The organism is Pseudomonas sp. P65(2024), from assembly GCF_057480955.1.
Genome location: NZ_JBLIYX010000030.1, coordinates 13,810 through 35,359, shown reverse-complemented (window position 1 = coordinate 35,359; position 21,550 = coordinate 13,810). Strand labels below are relative to the sequence as shown.

The following is a 21,550-nucleotide window of genomic DNA, read 5'->3' as shown; positions in this document are numbered from 1 at the left end:
CCTCGCTCCGTTCTTGCTCCCGGGAGGACCGCGCTGAACGCCCCATCCTGGGGCGCAGCGCTTGACGGCCATCCATGGCCGTCACCTCCCTCCGCAAGACCTGCGCTCGGCCTCCTGAAGTCGCAATTGGTGTTGCCTGAACTATCGCGCGCTTAGAAGCAAGAGCAAGAGCAATAAGCGCGAAGTTAGTTGTTTGACCATTAGTTATGTATTGGCTGTTCCGGCCCTTTCGCGGGGCAAGCCCGCTCCTACAGGTTTCTATATAACGACGACTATCGCGTGGGAGCGGGCTTGCCCCGCGATACGATCGAAAGATTAACTAAGTTTTCAACTAGCGACAGCTGCGCCAGTCTAGGCGCCGCCCGTAATTTGCGCGACTTCAGGAGGCCGAGCGCAGGTCTTGCGGAGGGAGGTGACGGGCATGGATGCCCGTCAAGCGCTGGGGCCCAGGATGGGCCCTGCAGCGCGATCCTCCCGGGAGCAAGGCCGGAGTGAGGGGACCCCGTAGCGAAGCGTAGGGGCCGGATGAATGAGCGCGCGGTTTTGCTTACTTTTGCCAAGACAAAAGTAAGTCGCCGCAAGGCGAAACAGCGATATAAGCGTCGACGCTGCCAATGAATGCGCGCACAACCTTCAAACAACGTAAAACCAAAAACTAAAAACTAACAACTAACAACTAACAACTAACAGAACATTCCAAAAACTTTACTCAACCACCAAATCCCGCCCAACATCCCACCCTCCCCCAAGCGCCGCAATCAACTGCACACTCGCCACCAACCGCCCCTGCAACAACGTCAACACACTCCGCTCGTTGCTAAGCGCCGTCGTCTGCACATTGACCACATCCAGATACCCGATCAACCCCGCCTTGTACTGGTTCTCGGTCAACCGCAACGACTCCCGCGCCGCGTCCAGCGCCTCCTGCCGCACCACCGCCTCGTCCCCGTACACCTTGAGCTGCACCAGATAGTTCTCGACCTCCTTGAACCCGTCGAGCACCGTCTGCCGATACTGCGCCACGGTCTGGTCGTACACCGCCACCGTCCGGTCAACCTCGGCACTGCGCTTGCCGGCGTCGAACAGCGTCAGCGCCAGCTGCGGCCCGACCGACCAGTAACGGTTGGGCAACTCGATCCAGTTGTTGAAACTACTGCTGGAATACCCCCCGTTCATGCTCAAGGACAGATCCGGGAAATACGCCGCCCGCGACACACCGATATTCGAGTTGGCCGCCATGACCTTGCGCTCGGCCGAGGCGATGTCGGGACGCCGCTCGAGCAGCTGCGACGGCAGCGACAGCGGCACCTGCGGCAACGCCGGAATATCATCGCTCGCCGCCAGGGCAAAGTCGGCCGGCGCCTTGCCCATCAGCACGGCGATGGCGTTCTCGTACTGCGCCCGCTGCCAGGCCAGGTCGATCAGGTCGGCCTGGGTGCTCTTGAGCTGGGTACGCGCCTGGGCCACGGCATCCGGCCCGGCAACCCCGGCGCGGTACTGGTTCTCGTTCATCTTCAGCGACCGCTCATAGGCCGCCACGGTGGCCTCGAGCAGGCGCTTCTGCGCGTCGATCACTCGCAGTTGCAGGTAGTTCTGAACCAGTTCCGACTGCTGACTCAGGCGAATGGCCGCCATGTCGGCCAGGCTGGCCTCGGCGCTGGACTCGTTGGCGTTCATGGTTTCACGCAACTTGCCCCACAGGTCGATCTCCCAGCTCACCCCGAGCTGCGCGTTGTAGGTATCGCGGATGCCGCTGCTGTTGTTCGACAGGCTGGAGCTGGAACTACCGGTGCCCTGGGCCGAACGGTTCTTGCTGGTGGTCAGGTTCAGCGAAGGGAACAGCGAGGCACGGCTACTGTGCACCAGCGCCTGGGCCTGACGGTACTGCGCCTCGTACTGTGCCACCGTCTGGTTGCTGCGGTTGAGCTCCTCAACCAGGGCGTCGAGCTGCTTGTCGCCATAGATCTCCCACCACGCCCCCCGAGCGATGGCATCAGACGGATTGGCCTGGGTCCAGCCCTCGGCCTGCTTGAACTGCGCCGGGGTACTGACCTCGGGGCGGTGGTAGTCCGGGCTCAGGGTACAGGCGCTGAGCATGGCCACGCACAACCCGGCGCTGACCAGGCGCGAGCCGCGTCCCTGGGTCAGCAGCTTGAAGGCACGGTGGATTCGGGTGTGGGCAAAGTTCATAGCGGGTTATCCAGGGCAGCGTCGGTGCGCACGCCGCGCCAGCGGTTGAACCGGTGGCGCAGGCGATCAAGGTACAGGTAAACCACAGGTGTGGTGTAAAGGGTGAGGATCTGGCTGAACACCAGGCCGCCGATGATGGTCAGGCCCAGGGGCTGGCGCATCTCGGCGCCCTCGGCGCGGCTGAGCAGCAGCGGCAGCGCGCCGAGGATCGCGGCCAGGGTGGTCATCAGGATCGGCCGCAGGCGCAGCAGGCAGGCGCGGCGGATCGACTCCTCCGGCGACAGGCCTTCATGGCGCTCCAACTGCAGGGCCAGGTCGATCATCAAGATGGCGTTCTTCTTCACCACGCCGATCAGCAGGAACAGCCCCAGCAACGAGATCAGGCTGAACTCGCCACCGGTCAGGTACAGCGCCAGCAACGCGCCGACCCCGGCCGAGGGCAGCGTGGAAAGGATCGTCAGTGGGTGGATGTAGCTCTCGTAGAGGATGCCGAGCACCAGGTACACCAGCACCAGGGCGCCAAGGATCATCAGCGGCTGGCCTTCGGTGGTCTTGGTGAAGGCGTCGGCGTCGCCGCCGAGCTTGGCGATCACCGACTCGGGCAGGCCGAGCTTGGCCACCGCGCGCTCCAGCGCGGCCATGGCCTGGTCGGGGCTGTAGCCTTCGGCGACGTCGAACGAGATGTCCTCGGAGGCGAACTGCCCTTCGTGGCTGACGCGGTCGTTGGCCAGGCTGTTCTCGTAGCGGGCGAAGGTGGACAGCGGCACCCGGGCGCCGTCGGCGGTGATCACCTGCACCTGCTCCAGGGTGCTTGGGTCCCAGGCGTATTTCGGGTTGATCTCCAATACCACCTGGTACTGGTTGAGGCTGTCATAGATGGTCGAGATCTGCCGCTGGCTGTAGGCGTTGTTCAGCACCGCGGTGACCATGTCCATGTCGATGCCCAGGCGCTTGGCCTGGTCACGGTCGACCACCAGGGTCACCTGCTGGGTGCCGGCGCCGTCGCGGGCGTCGATGGCGGTCAGCTCGGGCAGCTTGCGCAGCTCGGCGGCCACCTTCGGGAACCACTCGCGCAGGGCGGCCAGATCGCCGCTCTGCAGGGTGTAGAGGTACTGCGAGGTGCTCTGGTCGCGGCCGCCGCCGCCCAGTTGCAGGTCCTGGTCGGCCATCAGGTACAGGCGCCCACCAGGGATCTTCGGCAGGTCCTTGCGCAGGCGGTCGATCACCTTCTGCGCGTTCTCCTTGCGCTCGGCGATCGGCTTCAGGCGCACCAGCACGAAGGCGTTGTTGGTGCCGCTGTTGCCGCCGATGAAACCGGCGACGCTCTCCACGGCCGGGTCCTTGAGCAAGGCGCGGCGGTAGATCTCCATCTTCGGCTGCATCACGGTGAACGACAGGCCGTCATCGCCACGGATGAAGCCTTGCAGCTGGCCGGTGTCCTGCTGCGGCATCAGGGTCTTGGGCACTACCACGTACAGGGCGATATTCAGGCCGATGGTGGCCAGCAGGCTGAGCAGGGTCAGGCGCTTGTGCCGCAGCGCCCAGCCCAGGCTCTTGTCGTAGCCGGCGACCATGCGCTGGTGAATGTGGTCGCTCCAACGCTGCAGGCGAGTCTGCTGCTGCGGGCCATGGACCTTGAGCCAGCGCGAGCAGAGCATCGGCGTCAGTGTCAGCGACACCACCAGCGACACGACAATCGCCGCGGCCAGGGTGATCGAGAACTCCTTGAACAGCCCGCGCACGATGCCGCCCATGAACAGGATGGAGACGAACACCGCCACCAGCGAGACGTTCATCGACAACAGGGTGAACCCCACCTCCTGCGCGCCCTTGTAGGCGGCGCGCATGGGGTTTTCGCCGTTCTCGATATGCCGCGAAATGTTCTCCAGTACCACGATGGCGTCGTCCACCACCAAGCCGGTGGCGAGGATCAGCGCCATCAGCGACAGGTTGTTCAGCGAGAACCCGCACAGGTACATGACCGCGAAGGTGCCCACCAGCGAAACCGGCACCGCCAAGCTCGGGATCAGCGAGGCACGCAGGTTGCCGAGGAACAGGTAAACCACCAGGATCACCAGCACCACGGCGATCAGCAAGGTGTGCTCGGCCTCCTTGAGGGTGGCCTTGATCACCGGCGAGCGGTCCATGGCCACATTGAGCTTGACGCTGGCCGGCAGGAGCGACTGCAAGGCCGGCAACTCGGCCTTGATCTGCTCGACGGTCTGGATGATGTTGGCGTTGGTCTGGCGGTTGACCACCAGCAGCACCGCGCTCTCGTCGTTGAAGAATCCGCTGTTATAGCGGTTCTCCACGCCATCGCTGACCTTGGCCACATCGGACAGGCGCAGGATCGCGCCGTTCTGCTGGCGGATCACCAGCGGCTTGTAGTCCTCGGCGGTTTCCAACTGATCATTGGCGCGCACCTGCCAGTTGCGTTCGCGGTCTTCGACGAAGCCCATGGGCCGGCGTTGGTTGGCGTTGGCCACCGCATTGCGCACGTCGTCCAGCGACAGGCCGTACTGGTTGAGCAGCTGCGGTTCGAGCTCGATGCGCACCGCCGGCAGCGAGCTGCCGCCGATCTGTACCTCCCCTACTCCGCTGACCTGCGCCAGGCTCTGGGAGAGGATGGTGTCGGCCAGGTCATAGAGCTTGCCCTTGGACAGCACGTCCGAGGTCAGCGACAGCACCATGATCGGCGCCTGGGACGGGTTGATCTTCTTGTAGGTGGGCATGCTGCGCATGCCGCTGGGCAGCAGGTTGCGGGTGGCGTTGATCGCCGCCTGCACCTCACGCGCCGCGCCGTCTATGTCGCGGCCCAGCTCGAAGCCGATGATCACCCGGGTCGAGCCCTGGTTGGAGCTGCTGGTCAGCGTGGTGACGCCGGCAATGGCGCCGAGCTTACGCTCCAGCGGCGTGGCCACGGTGGAGGCCATGACCTCAGGGCTGGCGCCGGGCAGGCTGGCCTGCACCACAATTACCGGGAAGTCCATCTGCGGCAGCGGCGACACCGGCAGCAGGCCGAAACTCACACCACCCAGCAACATGATCGCCAGGCTCAGCAGCATGGTGGCTACCGGCCGTCGAATGAAGGGTCCGGACAGGTTCATGCTTCAGCCTGCCGCGCATCGTCAGCCGGGCGCCAGCGACGCGCCAGGCGGTCGAAGTACAGGTAGATGACCGGCGTGGTGAACAAGGTCAGCACTTGGCTGACCAACAGGCCGCCGACCATCACCAGGCCCAGCGGCTGGCGCAGCTCGGCGCCGGAACCGGTGGCGAGCATCAGCGGTACGGCGCCGAACAGCGCGGCCAGGGTGGTCATCAGGATCGGCCGGAAGCGCAGCAGCGCCGCCTGGTAGATCGCGTCACGCGGGCTCATGCCCTGGTGTCGCTCAGCCTCCAGGGCGAAGTCGATCATCATGATCGCGTTCTTCTTGACGATGCCGATCAGCAGGATGATGCCGATGATCGCGATCATGCCCAGGTCGTTGCCGCTCAGCAGGAGCGCCAACAAGGCCCCCACCGCCGCCGACGGCAGCGTGGAAAGGATGGTCACCGGGTGGATGTAGCTCTCGTAAAGCACGCCCAGCACGATGTACATGGTCACCACCGCGGCCAGGATCAGCAGCAAGGTGCTCGACAGCGAGGCCTGGAACGCCTCGGCGGCGCCCTGGAAGCGGGTCTGCACGCCGATCGGCATGCCGATGTCCTGCTGCACCTGCTCGATCACCTTGACCGCCTCGCCCAGGGAGGCGCCATGGGCCAGGTTGAACGACATCATCACCGCCGGGAACTGGCCGATGTGCGAGATGGCCAGCTGGGCCTGGCGCTGCTCGATGCGCGCCAGGGCCGACAGGCGCACCTGGCCGCCGTCGGTGGCCTTGACGTGGATCGACTCCAGGGCCTGCGGGCCGAGGCTGGCGGCAGTCTGCGACTGCAGCACCACGCGGTACTGGCTGGCCTGGGTGTAGATGGTCGAGATCTGCCGCTGGCCGAAGGCGTCGTACAGCGCGTTGGTGATCTGCGCCACAGTGATGCCCAGACGACTGGCCATGTCGCGGTCGATCACCAGGAATACCTGCAGGCCCTGGTCCTGCAGGTCGCTGGCCACATCCTGCAGCTCGGGGCGGTCCTTGAGCGCCTGCACCAGCTTGCCGCTCCACTCGGCGAGCATGTCGGCATCCGGCGAGCTCAGGCTGAACTGGTACTGGGTGCGGCTGACCCGGTCCTCGATGCTCAGGTCCTGCACCGGCTGCATGAACAGGCGAATGCCGACAAGCTTGTCGAGCTGTGGCTGCAGGCGGTTGATCACCTCGGAGGCGGTGACGTCGCGCTCGCCGTGGGGCTTGAGGTTGATCAGCAGGCGGCCGCTGTTGAGGGTGGCATTGTCGCCATCCACGCCGATGTAGGAAGACAGGCTCTGCACCGCCGGATCCTGCAGGATCACCTGGGCCAGGGATTGTTGGCGCTCGCTCATGGCGGCGAACGAGGTCGATTGCGGCGCTTCGGAAATACCCTGGATGACCCCGGTGTCCTGGGCCGGGAAGAAGCCCTTGGGCACCATCATGTACAGCACCACGGTCAGCGCCAGGGTGGCAACGGCCACCAGCAGGGTTAGCGGCTGGCGCTGCAACACCCAGGTCAGGGCGGTGCCGTAGTGCTTGATCAGCCAGTCGATCCAGGCACCGCTGGCGCGGTAGAAGCGGCTTTGTTCCTCTTCCTTGGGCTCGCGCTTGAGCAGGCGCGCGCACATCATCGGCGTCAGGGTCAGCGACACCACCAGGGAAATCAGGATGGCCACCGCCAGGGTGATGGCGAACTCACGGAACAAGCGCCCGACCACATCGGCCATGAACAACAGCGGAATCAGCACGGCGATCAACGAGAAGGTCAGCGAGATCAGGGTGAAGCCGATCTGCTTCGCGCCCTTGAGCGCGGCCTGCATGGGTGTTTCGCCCTCCTCGATGTGCCGGGAGATGTTCTCCAGCATGACGATGGCATCGTCCACCACGAAGCCGGTGGCGATGGTCATGGCCATCAAGGTGAGGTTGTTGACCGAGAAACCGGCCAGGTACATCACCCCGAAGGTGCCGATAAGCGACAGCGGAACGGCGATGGAGGGAATGATGGTGGCGCTGAAACGGCGCAGGAAAACGAAGGTGACCATCACCACCAGGGCGATGGCGAACAGCAGCTCGTGCTGCACATCGCGCACGGCGGCGCGGATGGTCTGGGTGCGGTCGGTGAGCACGCTGACATCCAGGCCCGCCGGCAGGTTGTCGGTGATTGACGGCAGCAGTTCCTTGATCCGGTCGACCACCTCGATGACGTTGGCACCGGGCTGGCGCTGGATATTCAGCAGCACCGCCTCGTTCTGGTTGGCCCAGGCGGCCAGGCGTTCGTTCTCGGCGCCGTCGACGATCTCGGCGACGTCCTTCAGGCGCAGTGGCGCGCCATTGCTGTACTTGAGGATGAGGTTGGCGTATTCCTCGGGGGAGCGCAGCTGGTCGTTGGCGTCGAGCATCGATACCCGGGTCGGGCCGTCGAAGTTGCCCTTGGGCTGGTTGACGTTGGAGGCGCCGATCAGGGTGCGCACGTCGTCCAGGTTGAGACCGTTAGCGGCCAGGGCGTCGACGTTGACCTTGATCCGCACAGCTTGGCGCTGACCGCCGGCGATGCTGACCATGCCGACGCCGCTGATCTGGGCGATCTTCTGCGCCACGCGGGTGTCGACCAGGTCATTGAGCTTGGGCAGCGGCATGGTCTTCGAGGAAATGGCCAGGGTCAGCACCGGCGTGTCGGCCGGGTTGACCTTGTTGTACACCGGCGGCGCCGGCAGGTCGTTGGGCAGCAGGTTGCTGGCGGCGTTGATCGCGGCCTGCACCTGCTGCTCGGCGACATCCATGTTCATGTCGAGGTTGAAGCGCAGGGTCAGCACCGAGGCGCCGCCGGAGCTGGTGGAGGCCATCTGTTCCAGGCCCGGCATCTGCCCGAACTGGCGTTCCAGCGGCGCGGTGACGGCGCTGGTCATGACCTGCGGGCTGGCGCCAGGGTACAGGGTCATGACGCGGATGGTCGGGTAGTCGACCTGAGGCAAAGCCGCCACCGGCAGCAGCTTGTAGGCGATCAGGCCGGCCAGGACGATGGCCAGCATGCTCAGCGTGGTGGCGACCGGCCGCAGGATGAACAGGCGCGAGAGGTTCATGCGCCCGCCTTGGTGCCTGGTTCAGCGGTCTGGGCCGAGCCCTTGGCGCCCTGCCCCTGCAGGTGCTGGCCGGGGGTGGTCGGAACCTGGGAGCTGTCCTCGACCACATCGACCTTGGTGCCTTCGCGCAGGCGGTCAGTGCCTTCCAGCACCAGGCGCTCGCCGGCGGCCAGGCCCTCGACGATCACCGTGTTCTCGCCATCGCTGGCGCCGACCTTGAGCTTGCGCACGTTGATGGTGTTCTCGGCGTTGACCACATAGGCGAAGGTGCCGTCGTTGCCAAACTGGATCGCCGCTGCCGGTGCCAGCACCACCTGCTTGAGGGTGTCGGCCAGCAAGCGCACGTTGACAAACTGGTTGGGGAACAGCGCGTGGTCGGTGTTCTGGAAGGTGCCCTTGAACTTCAGGGTGCCGGTGGCGACGTCGATCTGGTTGTCGAGGCTGCCCAGCACACCGGTGGACTGCAGCTTCTGATCGCCCCGGTCCCAGGCCTCGACCGGCAGGCTGGCGCCGCTGCGGTAGCGGGCCAGCACGGTGTCGAGCTGGGTTTCCGGCAGGGTGAAGGCAACGCTGATCGGCTGGGTCTGGGTGATGACCACCAGCGCCGTGGTGTCGTTGGCCGCCACCAGGTTGCCCAGGTCCAGCTGGCGCAGGCCCACGCGGCCGCTGATCGGTGCGCGGATCTGGGTGAACTCGAGATTCAGGCGTGCCTCGTTGACCTGGGCCTGGTTGGTCTTGACCAGCCCCTGGAACTGACCGACCTGAGCTTCGGCGGTGTCCAGGGTCTGCTTGGCGATGCTGTCCTCGGCGTACAGGCCTTTATAGCGGGCCAGGTCGACCTGGGCATTCTTCAACTGCGCCTGATTCTGCGCCAGGGTGCCCTCGGCCTGCTGCAAGGCGATGCGGTAGGAACGTGGGTCGATCTCGGCCAGCAGATCGCCGGCCTTGACCTGCTGGCCCTCCTTGAAGTGGACCTTGACCAGCTCGCCGGCCACCCGGCTGCGCACGTTGACCGTGTTGGTCGCGGTCACGGTGCCGAGGGCCTTGCAATAAAGCGGGAAGTCTCCGACCCGCACCGGCTCGACCCGCACCGGGACCGCCTCGGTGGAGGCGCCGAAGCCCGGCCGCCCGCCCATGCCCAGGCCCTTCCCGCCGCCTTCCTTGTGTACGGTCGCCGCGGGCCACAGCCACCAGGCCAGCAGGGCCACCAGCAGCAGGATCAGCAGGCCGAACAGCCAGCGACGAGGGGAACGGGAATTGGAGGCTTGCATGGGTCGAACGAACCTTGTTCAGAGAAAGACGGCGTGGAGAGCGTGAACGATAAGCACTGGCATCGTTTTAGCAAAGGGGCTTTACCAGTGCTTTACCTTCGGCTGACGTTGGCAAAGGGGTGAACTTTAAATGAAAACGGCCTGGAACTGGGTCCAGGCCGTTACCGGGTGTTACCTGGTTCGCCGGCAAGCCGGCGAACACTTACTTCAAGACAGCCAGCGCCGCCTCGTAGTTCGGCTCGTCGGCGATTTCGCCCACCAGTTCGCTGTGCAGCACCTTGTCGTTTTCATCCAGCACCACCACGGCACGGGCGGCCAGGCCGGCCAGCGGGCCATCAGCGATGGCGACGCCGTAGTTTTCCAGGAACTCGCGGCCACGCAGGGTCGACAGGTTCTTCACGTTCTCCAGGCCTTCGGCGCCGCAGAAGCGCGCCTGGGCGAACGGCAGGTCGGCAGAGATGCACAGCACCACGGTGTTGGCCACGTCATTGGCCTGGGCGTTGAACTTGCGCACCGAGGTGGCGCAGGTCGGGGTGTCGACGCTCGGGAAGATGTTCAGCACCTTGCGCTTGCCGGCGAAGTCGGCCAGCGACTTGTTCGACAGATCGCCAGCGACCAGGGAGAAGGCAGGTGCCGCGGCGCCTTGCTTCGGCAGTTCACCGCTGACCTGAACCGGGTTGCCTTTGAGAGTCACTTGAGCCATGACGGAAATCCTTATACGGGGGGTTGAAAAGGATTCAGAGTTAACCATGAAGGGGCGCAAGTGCCTATGGGTAAAGATGAAATTGCCCTACGATCGGGCAATTCCTGTAGACAAACGCCCGGGTGACTGACGTCGAACCGGGCGTTCTTCCTACGGGACAGGGGCTCAGGCCAGCAGGCCGTACACCACTGAGGTCAGGGCCACCAGGCCGACGACCACCACGAACAGGTTGGACAGCGCGCCGCTGTACTTGCGCATCGATGGCACGCGGCGGATGGCGTACATCGGCATCAGGAACAGCAACACGGCGATGATCGGGCCGCCGAGGGATTCGATCATGCCGAGGATGCTCGGGTTGAGGGTGGCGACGATCCAGCACACCACCAGCATCAGCGCGGCGACGATACGGTCCAGGGCCTTGGCGCCCGGGCGCATGCCGGCCTTGACGATCATGCCCTTGAGGCCCTCGCTGGCACCGATATAGTGGCCCAGGAACGACTTGGCAATGGCAATGAAGGCGATCAAGGGTGCGGCGAAGGCGATGGCCGGCTGCTCAAAGTGGTTGGCCAGGTACGACAGGATCGACAGGTTCTGCGCCTTGGCCTCGGCCAGCTGGGCGCTGCTCAGGGTCAGCACGCAGCTGAACACGAAGAACAGCACCATCAGCACCATCAGCAGGTGCGCGCGACGCAGGATCTGGCCGCTGCGCTCATCGGCATTCTCGCCGTAGCGGCGCTTCTGGTCGACGGCGAAGGCCGAGATGATCGGCGAATGGTTGAACGAGAACACCATCACCGGGATCGCCAGCCACACGGTGTGCAGGAAGGCCGAGCCCGACGGCACCTGGGCGGCGGTGTCGAGAATGCCGCCGTTCCAGTGCGGCACCAGGTACAGGGCCAGCAGCGCCAAGGCAACGATGAACGGATAAACCAGCAGGCTCATGACCTTGACCGTGGCCTGCTCGCCACAGCGCACGATGGCCAAGAGGCCCAGGATCAGCACAAACGACAGGATCGCCCGCGGTGGCGGCGCGATGTGCAGTTGGTGCTCCATGAAGCTGCTGACGGTGTTGGTCAGCGCCACGCTGTAGATCAGCAGGATCGGGAAGATGGCGAAGAAGTACAGGACGGTGATCAGCGCGCCGGCGGTGATGCCGAAATGCTCCTCGACCACCTCGGTGATGTCGCCGCCCTTGCTGCCGGAAAGCACGAAGCGGGTCAACCCGCGGTGGGCGAAATAGGTCATGGGGAAGGCCAGCAAGGCCAGCACCAGCAGCGGCCAGAAACCGCCAAGGCCGGCGTTGATGGGCAGGAACAGGGTTCCGGCGCCGATGGCCGTGCCGAAGAGGCCCAGCATCCAGGTGGTGTCTTGACGCGACCAGCTGCCGAGGGTGGCGGGGGTCGATTCTACAAAGCGTTGTTCAACGCTTGGGGCCTGCTCATTCATTCCGGGTGAAGCTCCACTCGCAAGACTGCAACAGGCTGAGAATGGCGAAATAGACGATTCGCCCAACTCAACCGGGGAAGAGGGGCGCGATTGTGCATGCAAAGGTTGCACTTGGGGAAGCCCCGCCCGAGGGACGGTTGCACTTGTCTTTACAAGCGGGTTGTGCTGGAGGGGGCTGCTTGGCAGCCCCTGGCAGATTACCGCTGCACGGCGGCAAACGCCTCGGCCACCTGGCGCAGGTTGGCCGGACGCAGGCCGGACATGCATACCCGGCCGCTGTCGATCAGGTAAACACCGAACTCGTCACGCAGCCGACGCACTTGCTCCACGCTGAAGCCGGTGTAGCTGAACATGCCGCGCTGGCGCAGGAAGAACTGGAAGTCCTGGCCCGGCAGCAGCTCGCCGAGCAAGTCGACCAAACCTTGGCGCATGTCGAGGATACGCTTGCGCATCACCTCCACTTCCGCTGCCCACTGAGCGTTCAGCGCGGTATCGCCAAGCACCCCGGCCACCAGCTGGGCGCCGAACGCGGGCGGGCTGGAGTAGTTGCGGCGCACGGTGGCCTTGAGCTGGCCGAGCACACTGGAGGCGGTGGCGGCATCGTCGCAGACCACCGACAGCCCCCCTACCCGCTCGCCGTACAGCGAGAAGATCTTCGAGAACGAGTTGCTGACCAGGCACGGCACGCCGGCACGGGCCATCTCACGGATGGCGTAGGCGTCTTCCACCAGGCCTTCACCGAAGCCCTGGTAGGCGATGTCGAGGAACGGAATCAGCTGGCGCGCCTTGACCACTTCGACCACCTGCTGCCACTGCTGCTGGTTTAGGTCGACGCCGGTGGGGTTGTGGCAGCACGGGTGCAGCAGGACGATGCTGTTCGCCGGCAGGGTCTGCAGGGTCGCCAGCATACCGGCGAAATCGACGCCACGGCTGGCGCTGTCGAAGTACGGGTAGCTGTGCACCTTGAAGCCCGCGCCTTCGAAGATCGCCCGGTGGTTGTCCCAGGTGGGGTTGCTCACCCACACCTCGGAGCTCGGGAAGTAGCGCTTGAGGAAGTCGGCGCCGACTTTCAGCGCGCCGGAGCCGCCGACGGTCTGCACGGTGGCCACGCGGCCATCGGCCACAGCCGGGTGATCTGCGCCGAACAGCAGCGCCTGGATCGCCTGGCGGTAGGCAGCCAGGCCTTCCATCGGCAGGTACAGCGAGGCTTCGTGGGGCTGGCCGGCCAGGCGCTTCTCCACCTCGCCCACCGCCGCCAGCTGCGGCACCACGCCAGCTTCGTCGTAGTACAGGCCGATACTCAGGTTGACCTTGTCGGCGCGCGGGTCGGCCTTGAAGGTTTCCATCAACGAGAGGATCGGGTCGCCGGCATAGGCATCGACATGTTTGAACACAGCGTGCAGCTCCTTGGAAATCAGGACAGTTCAGGGAAGGCTCCAGCGAGGATACCCGCAGTGGGGCGTGAGGAACATCACCGATGTGCAAGGAGTCGATGCAGGGGTGCAAGAGCGAGCGTTACGACGCAAAGACATTTCCCACATCAATTACGGAAACGGATGAATAGGCGCCCTCTGCATCGGCCTGCCATTGTCCCGCTCACACGAATTACATGTATAAAAAAAGAGGGATTGATGCAGCCGGACAGGACGTACCAAGTCATTGCCCATCATGGAATTACCTTCGATATCAGCGAGTTCACCGTCCAGCCAGGTGAGCACTGCCAATTGCGCAAGTTGGCCTTACCCTTCGTGCACAAAGGGCATTACCAAATCGTGGAGGCCGTGGCCCAACTCTATGACCGCATGCTCGCAGGCAATCTGCCATGCCAGATGAAAGTTGCAGTATCACGCCCACTCACACGTCAGCAGGGGGACGTGCTGAATGATCAACGGAGCGATGTGCTCACCCTGGTCGGAGCAGCAGTGGGTAAAGCGGCAGGAACTACCGTTGTCGGAATCGCGGGTACGATGGCCGCTGGATTAGTGGCCTCCGCTGCAGGATTTGCAGCCTCGAGGCTGGCAAAGGGAGCAATACCAACATTTCATGCCGGCGATGTTTTGGTATCGCTTCAAGCCCAGGTCAACGGGGGAATTGGCCCTCAACGTAGCGCGCTGCTGCTGATTCTCTGAGGACGGGTATACACAATGTCCTATATCTACCTGACTCTGTGTACTGCACTGACAGGCTGGTTCCTCGACTGGATCTGCAAGCCGATTCTGGTGCGCAGATGGCTCTACCTGGTTTTCCAGATCACAGGCATCACCGCTTGCACCCAACTCGGTGCCCAGGAGGTTCTTTACTGGGATGGAGGGGCATGGGGCCTATTCTTTTCACTCGCCGGATTTCCTCTGCTGTTCGAACGCTCGAGCTGGTATGAGCGAAACCGATAGAGGAGGCATTCATGACCATGCTTTACCTGCTGATCTATCTGCCGGTCGCAATCCTTCTGTTCGACTGGCTTTGCAGGTCAGTACTGCTTCGCAGAATCCTGTGCATCGTCTTCATGGTGGCGGGCATCAGCACTTGTTCACTGCTGGGGCAACGCGAGTTCATGAATCTCGATGGTGGGCAATGGGCTCTATTCTTCGTCGTGCTCGGCACGACCCTGCTGTTTGATCGCTCGCACTTGATCGTGATCGGGATTGAGGAGCTGCGCCCCGTCCCGATCCGGATGGGGCCAATTCAGCCCGCCAACCCCCGCAACTCCCCCCACTCCCGCTCACTCAACGCCACCCCTTCCCGCCCGGCCACTTCACGCTCGCGATAACGCCGCTCGCCCGGCATCCGCGTCAACCCGGCTGCCTGCATCTGCTCCACCAGTTCGCGGCTGCGCAGCGCAAAGCGCTCGCCCTCGGCCTTGCTCGGGTCGATCACGATGATCAACTGCCCGGTCCAGGGGGTCTTGGCTCCAGGGTGGCCCGACCAATCGAACTCCCAGGAGAAATTGCCGCCCGTCAGCGCCGCCGCCAGCAACTCGACCATCATCGACAGCGCCGAGCCCTTGTGCCCGCCGAACGGCAGCAAGGCGCCGCCCTCGAGAATCGCCTTGGGGTCGGTGGTCGGCTGGCCCTCGGCATCCACGCCCATGCCTGGCGGCAGTCGCTCGCCCGCCCGCGCGGCGATCTGCACATCGCCATGGGCCATGGCGCTGGTGGCCATGTCGAAGACGATCGGATCATGCCCGGCGCAAGGCGCGGCAAAAGCAATAGGGTTGGTGCCGAACAGCGGCTTGCGCGCACCGTGTGGCACCACGCAGGTCATGCTGTTGACCACGCTCAGGGCCACCAGGCCCTCGTCGGCGAACGGCTCGACATCCGGCCACAGCGCGGCGAAATGGTGCGAGTTATGGATCGCCAGCACCGCGATGCCGGCCGTGCGGGCCTTCTCCACCAGCAGCGGGCGGGCCGCGGCCAGCGCCGGCTGGGCAAAGCCGCCCTTGGCATCGACACGCAAATAGGCCGGCGCAAGGTCAGTCACCTGAGGCTCGGCGCGACCATCGACCCAACCGCTGGCCAAGGTCGAGACATAACCGGGAATACGGAACACCCCATGGCTGTGGGCACCATCACGCTGGGCACTGGCGCAGTTGTGGGCGAGCACGGCGGCCACCGCCGCGCTGCAGCCATGTCGCTCGAAGATCGACTGCAGCAACGCCCGCAGTTCGTTAAAAGGCACGCGCACGACAGGGCCGGTGGAAGGTGAAGACATCTGGAGCTCCTTTCTTGGATTTGGATTCGCTACAGCGCAACTGCACAGACTTTCCCGCCAATGACAGCTATCTGTCAAATATTGACTTGACGACAGAAAACAGCCATTTTGGCTTCCACGCCAGAAATCAACCGGAACCGACCATGAGCCAATCGATCAAGCAACGCCTGGAAAGCAGCCTGCACACCGCTGCCGCCTCGGGCCGCCAGATCGCCAGCTACATGCTCGCCAACCTCCACGAACTGCCGTTCCAGACCTCGGCCAGCATCGCCGCCAAGCTGGGCGTGAGCGAGTCGAGCGTTGGCCGCTTCTGCCGCTCGCTGGGCTACGCGCACCTCAAGGCACTCAAACAAGACCTGCAGAACGACTTGGGCGACGGCCCCTGGCTGGTGGGCGACCGCCTGCAGGCGTTCCGCCAGCAACCCGAGGACGACCAGCGCTCGGGCAGCCTGGAGCTGGAAATGGCCGCGCTGGTACGCGTGCACGAATACAGCCGCGGCGAAGCCTGGCAGCAGGTGGCCCGGCGCCTAGCGGAAAAACCGCGGGTGTTCGTCGCCGGCTTTCAGACCGAGCGCGGCGTGGCCATGTGCATGAGCCATCTGCTGCAATACCTGCGCGACGGCGTGCAACTGGTCGACGGCAGTGCCGGGCACTTCGCCGAGGTGCTGCTGGGGCGCCCCCAGGACTGCGCGCTGGTGGTGTTCGAGGCCCGGCGCTATTCCCGCCATGCCCTGCAGCTGTGCCACAAGGCCCGCGAGCTGGGCATCCCGGTGACCCTGGTCACCGACACCTTCTGTGAATGGGCCGATGCCAACGCCGACGAGGTGTTCCGCATCCCCACCGAATTCAACCTGTTCTGGGAATCCACCGCGACCATGCTGTCGTGGGTGCACCTGATGGTCAACGAGGTCTGCAAGAAGCTCGGGCCGGATGTTGAAAGACGCTTGGAAGCAACTGCCGCTCTACATAACGAGTTCGTCGGCTACACCTCGTGGCCGGCGGGCAAACAACAATAGCAAGAGTGCAACTACCGAGGTGCGAGATGAAAGGAACCATGGCTGTGGTGGGTGCGTGCGCCCTGCTGCTGGCGGCCGGCGCCAGTGCCGAGACCCTGCGTTTTGCCACTGAAGGCGCTTACCCGCCGTTCAACTACGTCGATGCCGACAACCAGCTGCACGGCTTCGACATCGACATCACCCATGCCCTGTGCGAGCAGATGAAAGTCGAGTGCACCCTGGTGGCCCAGGACTGGGAAGGCATCATCCCGGCGCTGATGGCGCGCAAGTACGACGCCGTGGTGGCCTCGATGATCGACACCGAGGAACGGCGCCGCAAGATCGCCTTCACCGACCGCTACTACCGCACCCCGCTGACCGTGGCGGTCGCCAAGGACAGCAAGATCAGCGACGCGCAGACCGACTTCAAGGGCTACACGGTCGGCGCCCAGTCCGCCTCGACCCAGGCGATCTACGCCGAGGACGTGTACGGCAAGGCCGGCGCGGACGTGAAACTGTACCCGACCCTGGACGAGGCCAACGCCGACCTTGCCGCCGGACGCCTGGACGGGGTGATCGCCGACAAGTTCCCGCTGCACGAATGGCTGAACAAGAATGGCAAGGACTGCTGCAAGATCCTCGGCGACGTCGACGGCACCAAGGCCGACGCGGCGATTGCCGTGCGCAAGGATGACGAGGCCCTGCGCGTGCGGCTGAACGAAGCGCTGGCAGCGATCGTGGCCAATGGCACCTACCAGAAGATCGCGAGCAAGTATTTCGCCTTCGATATCTATAACTGATACGAATCCTGGGGCTGCCCGCAGCCCTTTCGCGACACGAGGCCGCCATCCCCCTGGAAGCGGCCTTGCATCGCGATCAGGGCGCTATGCGACCCGCCGACCTCGAGGATGCATCCATGCTCGATCAACTCTCCCTGCTCTCCTTCGCCAGCGGTGGCTGGGGCCAGGCGCTGCTGGCCGGCGCGCTGGTGACCGTGTCGCTGGCCCTGGCCTGCCTGCCCATCGGCCTGCCGCTGGGCCTGCTGGTAGCACTGGCCGCGCGCTCGCGCAAACGCCTGCCGCGGGCCTGGGCCACCACCTTTTCCACTGTGTTCCGCGGCCTGCCGGAACTGCTCACCCTGCTGATCATTTACTACGGCTGCCAGATCGCCGCGCAGAAGATCCTCGCCGCGATGGGCTACCAGGGCGAGGTGCTGATCAACACCTTCCTCGCCGCCATGGTTGCCTTCAGCCTGGTGTTCGCCGCGTTCTCCAGTGAAATCTGGCTGATGGCCTTCAAGACCCTGCCCAAGGGCCAACTGGAGGCCTGCGCGGCCCTGGGCCTGGGCAAGCGCACCGGATTCTTCAAGGTGGTGCTGCCGCAACTGACCCGCATCGCCCTGCCGGGCCTGTCGAACAACTGGTTGAGCCTGCTCAAGGACACCTCGCTGGTCTCGACCATCTCGCTGATCGACCTGATGCGCCAGACCAACCTGGCGGTCAGCGTGACCAAGGAACCGATGCTGTTCTACGGCGTCGCCTGCCTGGTCTACCTGCTGTTCTCGGCGCTGTCGGGCAGGGTCTTCGCCCTGCTGGAGCGACGCAGCAACCGCCATCTGCAAGGAGCCCGCCCATGAGCCCGGAGCAACTGCTGGCCTACGTGCTCGATCCCGACCTGCTGGAGCGCTACGGCGCGCGCTTCGTCGATGGCCTGCTGGTCACCGCCAAGCTGGTGGCGATCTCGTTCACCCTCGGCGCGCTGCTGGGCATGCTCCTGGCCCTGGCGCGGATGTCGCAGCACCTCTTGCTGCAACGCTTGGCCGCCGGCTATGTGTACTTCTTCCGCGGCTCGCCACTGCTGGCCCAGCTGTTCCTGCTGTACTACGGCCTGGGCTCGCTCAAGGGCTTCTGGCAGGACCTGGGGCTGTGGTGGTTCTTCCGCGAGGCTTGGTACTGCGCACTGCTCGCCTTCACCCTCAACACCGCCGCCTACCAGGCCGAAATCTTCCGCGCCAGCCTGATGGCCGTCGCGCCAGGCCAGTACGAGGCCGCCAAGGCCCTGAACCTCAAGCGCTCGACCACCTTCTTCAAGGTGGTGCTGCCGCAGTCGCTGCTGGTGGCCATCGGCCCATTGGGCAATGAGCTGATCATGATGATCAAGGCCAGCGCCATCGCCTCGCTGGTGACGATCTACGACCTGATGGGGGTGACCAAGCTGGCCTTCTCGCGCAGCTTCGACTTCCAGATCTACCTGTGGGCGGCGGTGCTCTACCTGCTGATCGTCGAGGTGGTCCGGCGCACCCTGAAACACCTGGAGGCCCGCCTGGGCCGCCACCTGAACTGATTGAAGGAATTCTTCCATGCATTGCCAGACCATCGTCCTGGGCGCCGGCATCGTCGGCGTCAGCACCGCCCTGCACCTGCAGGCCCGCGGACGCCAGGTGCTCCTCGTCGACCGTGACGAACCGGGCAGCGGCACCAGCCATGGCAACGCCGGGCTGATCGAGCGCTCCAGCGTGATCCCCTACGCCTTCCCGCGCCAGTGGAGTGCCTTGCTGCGCTACGGCCTGAACCGCCAGCCCGATGTGCGCTACAGCCTGACCCACCTGCCCAAGGTCGCGCCCTGGCTGCTCAGCTACTGGCGCCAGTCCGCGCCTGGGCAACTGGCCAAGGCCGCCGCCGACATGCTGCCGCTGGTGCAACGCAGCGTCGAGGAACACGATGCGCTGATCGAGGCCGCCGGCCTGCAAGGACTGGTACAGGCCAAGGGCTGGATCGAGGTGTACCGTGATGCCGCGCTGTTCGAACAGGCCAAAGGCGATCTGAAGGGGCTGGCCCGTTACGGCCTGCAGTACGAGATCCTCGAACGCGAACAACTGCAGGCCCGCGAGCAGCAGCTGGACGGTGGCGTGATCGGCGGCATCCACTGGCTCGACCCGAAGACGGTGAGCAACCCGGGAGGCCTGACCCGTGGCTACGCCGCGCTGTTCGTCCAGCGCGGCGGGCAGTTCCTCCATGGCGACGCGCGCAGCCTGCGCCAGGTCGAGAACGGCTGGCAGTTGGACACGCGTCGCGGCAGCGTGACCGCCGACGACGTGGTGGCCTGTCTCGGCCCGCAGTCGGCCGACCTCTACCAGCGGCTGGGCTACCGCTTTCCACTTGGCATCAAGCGCGGCTACCACATGCATTACGCCACCCGCGACGGCGCCGAGCTGGGTCATTCGATCTGCGACACCCAGGGCGGTTACGTCCTGGCGCCGATGGCCCGTGGCGTGCGCCTGACCACCGGCATCGAATTCGCGGCGAGCGACGCCGCCGCCAACGAGATCCAGCTACGCCGCTGCGAGGCCCTGGCACGCCAGCTGTTCCCGGCCCTGGGTGAGCGCCTGGACGACAAGCCCTGGCTGGGCCGCCGCCCCTGCCTGCCGGACATGCGCCCGGTGATCGGCCCGGCGCCCCTGCACAAGCACCTGTGGTTCAACTTCGGCCATGCCCACCACGGCCTGACCCTGGGGCCGGTCAGCGGCCGCCTGCTGGCGGAACTGATGACCGGCGAACGCCCCTTCACCGACCCTGCGCCCTACAGCGCCGCACGTTTCGACTGAACCTTGAGCGGGAGAACAACAAGATGACCGCCCCCCTGAGCCTTGCCAGCCTGCACCCTGCCCCCGATCCGCGCCCGGAGCTGATCCGCATCGAGGGCCTGAACAAGCACTACGGCGCCTTCCATGTGCTGCATGACATCGACCTGTCGGTGCGCGAGGGCGAACGCATCGTGCTCTGCGGCCCGTCGGGCTCGGGCAAGTCGACGCTGATCCGCTGCATCAATCGCCTGGAGATCGCCCAGCAGGGCAGCATCCGCGTGGCCGGCACCGATCTGGCGAGCAAAGGCCGCCAGGCCGACCAGGTGCGCAGCGAGATCGGCATGGTGTTCCAGCACTTCAACCTGTTCCCGCACATGAGCGTGCTCGACAACTGTCTGCTGGCGCCGATGAGCGTGCGTGGCCTGTCGCGCCGGGAGGCCGAGGAGCGGGCGCGGCTGTACTTGAGCAAGGTCGGCATCGAGAGTCAGGCGCACAAGTACCCCAGCCAGCTGTCCGGCGGCCAGCAGCAGCGGGTGGCGATCGCCCGGGCGCTGTGCATGAAGCCGAGGATCATGCTGTTCGACGAGCCGACCTCGGCGCTCGACCCGGAGATGGTGGCCGAGGTACTGGATGTGCTGGTGCAATTGGCCGGCACCGGTATGACCATGCTCTGCGTCACCCACGAAATGGGTTTCGCCCGGCAAGTGGCTGAACGGGTGCTGTTCCTCGAGGGCGGGAAGATTATCGAGGACAGCCCGCCGGAGGTGTTCTTCGGGCAGCCCAGGACGGCACGGGCACAGGCGTTCTTGAAGCAGATCCTGCATTAACGGTTCATGGTTCTGGGCGCAATAAGCGCCACCCTGTCCGCACCCTCTTGCAAGACTGCGTCGCCGTTCATGCTGATGCAGATCTTGATCTTGATTTTGGTATCCGCATGTTCAACCTCACTGGCAGCTAGCGGCAGCTGCGCCAGCCCAGGCGCCGCCCGTACCTTTGCGACTTCAGGAGGCCTGCGTTCGGCCTCCTGAAGTCGCAATTGGCGGCGCCTGAACTATCGCGCACTTAGAAGCAAGATCAAGATCAAGATCAAGATCAAGATCAAGATCAAGATCAAGATCAAGAAATTTATTGATCAACAATAAACGCTATGGAAACTAACCATCACAACCCGCACCTAAGAAGACCACTGTGAGTCTGCATCCTTCGCAAAAAACAGTTCACCCCACTGGAAATACATAGAGTTCGAGGTAAATGCGGCCACAAGGCCAAGCCCCCCGACGCCCCTGCCAATGACGATCATTGCACCGACGCAAAGACCCAACTGCGTCGTTAAATATTATTGACCAACACCCCCGCCAAACCCTTGTCACCAAAGGCCCCGGCGGCCCCAATCCCCCGTAAAACGGCGCCTGGACAACTCGCCACTCGTTTGACATATCGAACGGCTCTGGC

17 protein-coding genes are annotated in these 21,550 nt (G+C 64.5%); 9 read left to right on the top strand and 8 right to left on the bottom strand.

What is annotated here, in order from left to right:
- Nucleotides 1-705: 705 nt before the first annotated feature.
- The 7 genes from AC25MA_RS25025 to AC25MA_RS24995 form a co-directional block, all read right to left on the bottom strand.
- A complete protein-coding gene (locus AC25MA_RS25025; RefSeq protein WP_486972497.1) occupies nt 706-2,190 on the bottom strand; it encodes an efflux transporter outer membrane subunit in 1,485 nt (494 codons plus the stop codon).
- On the bottom strand, nt 2,187-5,297 hold the full coding sequence (locus AC25MA_RS25020; RefSeq protein WP_028692159.1) for a multidrug efflux RND transporter permease subunit: 3,111 nt from the start codon (nt 5,295-5,297) through the stop codon (nt 2,187-2,189). The genes AC25MA_RS25025 and AC25MA_RS25020 overlap by 4 nt, the downstream gene beginning before the upstream one ends.
- Nucleotides 5,294-8,392 carry an MdtB/MuxB family multidrug efflux RND transporter permease subunit gene (locus AC25MA_RS25015; RefSeq protein ID WP_486972496.1) on the bottom strand — a complete coding sequence of 1,033 codons (3,099 nt, stop codon included), beginning with the start codon at nt 8,390-8,392 and terminating at the stop codon, nt 5,294-5,296. Before AC25MA_RS25015 ends, AC25MA_RS25020 begins: the two co-directional genes overlap by 4 nt.
- Entirely contained in the window at nt 8,389-9,663 is a 1,275-nt protein-coding gene (locus AC25MA_RS25010) for an MdtA/MuxA family multidrug efflux RND transporter periplasmic adaptor subunit (RefSeq protein WP_486972495.1), read from the bottom strand. The genes AC25MA_RS25015 and AC25MA_RS25010 overlap by 4 nt, the downstream gene beginning before the upstream one ends.
- Nucleotides 9,664-9,865: 202 nt before the next feature.
- Nucleotides 9,866-10,366: a thiol peroxidase gene (tpx, locus tag AC25MA_RS25005; protein ID WP_028692156.1), complete on the bottom strand. Its 501-nt coding sequence runs from the start codon at nt 10,364-10,366 to the stop codon at nt 9,866-9,868.
- 165 nt (nt 10,367-10,531) lie between these two features.
- The gene (locus AC25MA_RS25000; protein ID WP_062363061.1) at nt 10,532-11,812 is read right to left on the bottom strand and encodes a serine/threonine transporter; all 1,281 of its coding nucleotides are present in this window, start codon (nt 11,810-11,812) and stop codon (nt 10,532-10,534) included.
- Nucleotides 11,813-12,009: 197 nt separating this feature from the next.
- A complete protein-coding gene (locus AC25MA_RS24995; protein ID WP_062363057.1) occupies nt 12,010-13,206 on the bottom strand; it encodes an amino acid aminotransferase in 1,197 nt (398 codons plus the stop codon).
- Nucleotides 13,207-13,443: 237 nt separating this feature from the next.
- On the opposite strand from AC25MA_RS24995, the gene AC25MA_RS24990 reads away from it, so the two are divergent.
- The 3 genes from AC25MA_RS24990 to AC25MA_RS24980 are packed head-to-tail and all read left to right on the top strand — an operon-like array spanning nt 13,444 to nt 14,579.
- A complete protein-coding gene (locus tag AC25MA_RS24990) occupies nt 13,444-13,941 on the top strand; it encodes a hypothetical protein (protein WP_062363054.1) in 498 nt (165 codons plus the stop codon).
- A gap of 15 nt (nt 13,942-13,956) precedes the next feature.
- Nucleotides 13,957-14,202, top strand: a complete 246-nt coding sequence (locus tag AC25MA_RS24985) for a hypothetical protein (protein WP_096047905.1) — start codon at nt 13,957-13,959, stop codon at nt 14,200-14,202.
- A gap of 11 nt (nt 14,203-14,213) precedes the next feature.
- On the top strand, nt 14,214-14,579 hold the full coding sequence (locus tag AC25MA_RS24980; protein WP_197866539.1) for a hypothetical protein: 366 nt from the start codon (nt 14,214-14,216) through the stop codon (nt 14,577-14,579).
- Here AC25MA_RS24980 and AC25MA_RS24975 read toward each other — a convergent pair.
- A complete protein-coding gene (locus AC25MA_RS24975) occupies nt 14,495-15,520 on the bottom strand; it encodes an Ldh family oxidoreductase (protein WP_232854032.1) in 1,026 nt (341 codons plus the stop codon). The genes AC25MA_RS24980 and AC25MA_RS24975 overlap by 85 nt on opposite strands.
- A 143-nt stretch (nt 15,521-15,663) precedes the next feature.
- Between AC25MA_RS24975 and AC25MA_RS24970 the strand changes: the two genes are divergently transcribed.
- From AC25MA_RS24970 to AC25MA_RS24945, 6 genes are all read left to right on the top strand, one after another.
- A complete protein-coding gene (locus AC25MA_RS24970; RefSeq protein ID WP_028692150.1) occupies nt 15,664-16,536 on the top strand; it encodes a MurR/RpiR family transcriptional regulator in 873 nt (290 codons plus the stop codon).
- A gap of 26 nt (nt 16,537-16,562) precedes the next feature.
- Nucleotides 16,563-17,315 (top strand): transporter substrate-binding domain-containing protein, encoded by a 753-nt coding sequence (locus AC25MA_RS24965; RefSeq protein WP_028692149.1) that lies wholly within the window; start codon nt 16,563-16,565, stop codon nt 17,313-17,315.
- Between the two features lie 116 nt (nt 17,316-17,431).
- Nucleotides 17,432-18,151: an ABC transporter permease gene (locus AC25MA_RS24960; protein ID WP_028692148.1), complete on the top strand. Its 720-nt coding sequence runs from the start codon at nt 17,432-17,434 to the stop codon at nt 18,149-18,151.
- Entirely contained in the window at nt 18,148-18,858 is a 711-nt protein-coding gene (locus AC25MA_RS24955) for an ABC transporter permease (protein WP_349739093.1), read from the top strand. Before AC25MA_RS24960 ends, AC25MA_RS24955 begins: the two co-directional genes overlap by 4 nt.
- A gap of 16 nt (nt 18,859-18,874) precedes the next feature.
- Nucleotides 18,875-20,119: an NAD(P)/FAD-dependent oxidoreductase gene (locus AC25MA_RS24950; RefSeq protein ID WP_028692146.1), complete on the top strand. Its 1,245-nt coding sequence runs from the start codon at nt 18,875-18,877 to the stop codon at nt 20,117-20,119.
- Nucleotides 20,120-20,142: 23 nt separating this feature from the next.
- Complete coding sequence (locus AC25MA_RS24945) at nt 20,143-20,925, top strand: amino acid ABC transporter ATP-binding protein (RefSeq protein ID WP_028692145.1); 783 nt, start codon at nt 20,143-20,145, stop codon at nt 20,923-20,925.
- Nucleotides 20,926-21,550 lie beyond the last annotated feature (625 nt).